The organism is Flavobacterium sp., from assembly GCF_044338735.1.
In the GTDB taxonomy this organism is placed as follows: Bacteria; Bacteroidota; Bacteroidia; order Flavobacteriales; family Flavobacteriaceae; genus Flavobacterium.
This window is the reverse complement of the sequence record NZ_JBIIWV010000197.1, coordinates 1-3,587: the sequence shown is the minus strand read 5'-3', so window position 1 is coordinate 3,587 and position 3,587 is coordinate 1. Positions and strand designations below refer to the sequence as shown.

At 35.2% G+C, this 3,587-nt stretch carries 3 protein-coding genes; all 3 read right to left on the bottom strand.

Annotated elements, in window-relative coordinates:
• Positions 1–27 precede the first annotated feature (27 nt).
• Positions 28–552: a DUF3341 domain-containing protein gene (locus ACIQZC_RS09955; RefSeq protein ID WP_396139071.1), complete on the bottom strand. Its 525-nt coding sequence runs from the start codon at positions 550–552 to the stop codon at positions 28–30.
• Positions 553–556: 4 nt separating this feature from the next.
• Positions 557–1,966 (bottom strand): NrfD/PsrC family molybdoenzyme membrane anchor subunit, encoded by a 1,410-nt coding sequence (gene nrfD / locus ACIQZC_RS09950; protein WP_396139070.1) that lies wholly within the window; start codon positions 1,964–1,966, stop codon positions 557–559.
• A gap of 31 nt (positions 1,967–1,997) precedes the next feature.
• Positions 1,998–3,587: 4Fe-4S dicluster domain-containing protein (locus ACIQZC_RS09945; protein ID WP_396139069.1), on the bottom strand; the 1,590-nt coding region annotated here is incomplete at its 5' end.

Sequence of the window (3,587 nt, the reverse complement as noted above, 5' to 3'; positions counted from 1 at the left end):
TTTATATAATCTTTTCATAACTCCTTCTTAATGCTTTTCAATTACTTTAACTTCTACTGCTCCCGTACTTTTGAAAAAAGAAACCAATTCTTTTTCATTTCCGTGAACACCTACTTCCATTAAAAAATGGTCATCTGTAGTTCTAACATCTGGATTTTCGGCTTTTTTAAATGGCCATAATTTACTTCTCAAATAAAATGTAATTACCATTAAGTGGGCTGCAAAAAAAACAGTTCCTTCAAACATAATAGGCACAAATGCAGGCATATTATCAATATAGTTAAAACTTGGCTTACCGCCAATATCTTGTGGCCAATCTTGAATCATAATAAAATTCATCAAAGCAGTATAAACTAAAAGTCCAGTTATTCCGTATAAAAATGCAGCTATTGCAATTCTTGTAGGAGCTAATCCCATTGCTTTATCCAAACCGTGAACTGGAAATGGAGTATATACTTCCTCGATATGATGATGTGCTGCTCTAGTTTGTTTTACAGCATCCATTAAAACATCATCATCATTATATATAGCGTGTATTACTTTATTACTCATAATATTAATGATTATCTGAATGATTGTGATCGTTTTCTTCTCTTGCTTTCTTGTAATTATCTCCTGATGCTTTTAGGATAGTTTTAACTTCTGCTTGAGCAATTACTGGGAAACTTCTAGAATATAATAAGAACAATACAAAAAAGAATCCTATCGTTCCAATATAGATACCTGCATCGACAAAAGTTGGTTGGAACATTGTCCATGAAGATGGTAAATAATCTCTGTGTAAAGAAGTAACGATAATTACAAAACGTTCAAACCACATTCCTATGTTTACTACGATAGAAATTATAAAAGAGAAAGCAATATTTGTTCTTAATTTTTTTGACCACATAAATTGAGGAGAAAAAACATTACAAGTCATCATCAATAAATAAGACCACCAATAAGGACCCGTTGCTCTATTTAAAAATGCATATTGTTCATATTCAACTCCTGAATACCAGGCAACGAATAATTCTGTAATATATGCACAACCTACGATTGAACCTGTAATCATAATTACGATGTTCATTAATTCGATGTGTTGTACAGTAATATAATCTTCTAAATTTGATACTTTTCTCATGATAATAAGCAAGGTATTTACCATTGCAAATCCTGAGAAAATAGCTCCCGCAACGAAGTATGGAGGAAGAATTGTGGTATGCCAACCTGGTATAACCGAAGTAGCAAAGTCAAAAGATACAATAGTATGAACAGAAAGTACCAATGGCGTAGCTAAACCAGCTAATACAAGAGAAACCTCTTCAAAACGCTGCCAGTCTTTAGCTCTACCCGACCATCCGAATGATAAAATAGAATATACTCTTTTAGTAAATGGAGTAACAGCTCTATCACGAAGCATTGCGAAATCAGGCAATAAACCAGTCCACCAGAAAACTAATGATACAGATAAATACGTTGAGATTGCAAATACGTCCCATAATAAGGGCGAGTTAAAGTTTACCCATAATGATCCAAATTGATTTGGAATTGGTAATACCCAATATGCTAACCATGGTCGACCCATGTGAATGATTGGAAATAATCCGGCTTGAATTACTGAGAAAATAGTCATTGCTTCAGCAGAACGGTTAATGGCCATTCTCCATTTTTGACGGAATAATAATAATACGGCTGAGATAAGAGTTCCGGCGTGACCGATACCTACCCACCAAACGAAGTTGGTAATATCCCATGCCCAACCTACTGTTTTATTTAAACCCCATGTTCCAATACCAGTAGAAATAGTATAAACCATACAACCTAATCCCCAAAGGAAAGCGGCTAATGCAATTGAAAATACTGTCCACCATTGTTTGTTTGCTCTACCTTCTACAGGTCTAGCTACATCTACCGTTACATCGTGGTAAGATTTACTTCCTACTACTAACGGTTTTCTTATGGGTGCTTCGTAATGAGACGACATAATCCTTTATATTGTTTCTGTTAATTAATACTTATTTATCGTTTCTAACTTTTACGTGATACATCACGTTTGGTTTAGTTCCTATATGCTCTAATAAATGATACATTCTTTCATCTTCCAGTAATTTTGCAACATCAGATGTTTCATCATTTACATCTCCAAATTTCATTGCTCCATTTGTACAAGCTGCAGAACAAGCTGTTTGGAATTCATCATTTCCAACTAATCTTCCCTCGCGTTTTGCTTTCAACTTAACCGCTTGAGTCATTTGGATACACATTGAACATTTTTCCATAACCCCACGAGAACGAACATTAACGTCTGGATTAAGAACCATACGGCCTAAATCATCATTCATATGATAATCAAACTCGCTGTTTTTGTTATACAAGAACCAGTTGAAACGTCTTACTTTGTATGGACAGTTGTTTGCGCAGTAACGCGTACCAACACATCTGTTATATGCCATGTGGTTTTGACCTTCTCTACCGTGTGATGTAGCTGCCACTGGACAAACAGTTTCACATGGTGCGTGATTACAGTGCTGACACATTACAGGTTGGAATGCAACTTGTGGGTTTTCAGAAGGATCTTCCATATCTGAAAAAGTACTTATTGTGTCTAATAAACCTGAAGCTTCCTCTTTTTCAACAATATCACCCGCAAAAGTTTCTTGAGAAGAGTAATATCTATCAATACGCAACCAGTGCATATCTCTACTTCTTCTTACTTCATCTTTACCAACTACAGGCACGTTGTTTTCGGCATGACAAGCAATAACACACGCTCCACATCCAGTACACGCATTTAAGTCAATTGATAAATTAAAATGATGACCTATTGAACGATCGAAAGATTCCCATAAATCAACTTCAGTAGCTGCTGTAGGTTTGTGATCTAAAGAAACCATAGGAATTGGATTCCATTCTTTAGCATCTTTTGTATTAAATACTTCTAGAGTAGTTTCTTTTAAAATATCACCTCTACCCATTAATGTTCTTTGCAACTGAACTGAGGCAAATTCATGCTCTCCATCAGCAACAGTAATAGTGGCGTTTTGATTAGAGTTTAAGTTAGCGTATAAAGCATAAGCGTTTACACCAACTTGCATTTCTTCTTTTAAACCTAATTTTTTACCATATCCAAAAGCCAAACCTAAAGTTCCTTTTGCTTGACCTGGTTGAATAATAACTGGTACTTTTTCTAAAGTAGTATTACCCACTTTAATAGTACCATAACTTCCGTTTAAACCACCGTTAGCTACGTTCCAATTTTTAAAATTACCTTTCTCAGCATCTGCTTTTGAAATAGTTACATAATTATCCCAAGATACTCTTGTAATTGGATCAGGGAATTCTTGTAACCATGGGTTATTTGCTTGTTGTCCATCTCCCATTCCAATTTTAGAATATAAAACTAAATCAAAATTAGAGGATTTTGCTTGCGCTAAAGCCGAAGCCGCAGCACTATAATTTGCACTTGATGCAGACAATGGACTTGCAACAGAAGCAACAAAACCATCGTGAACCGCTTGATTCCAAGATTTTCCTGCTAAAGAAGTGGCGGAGAAAGATTTCAAGAAATCATAATAAGCCACTGAATTATCAGTCCAAGTTAATAA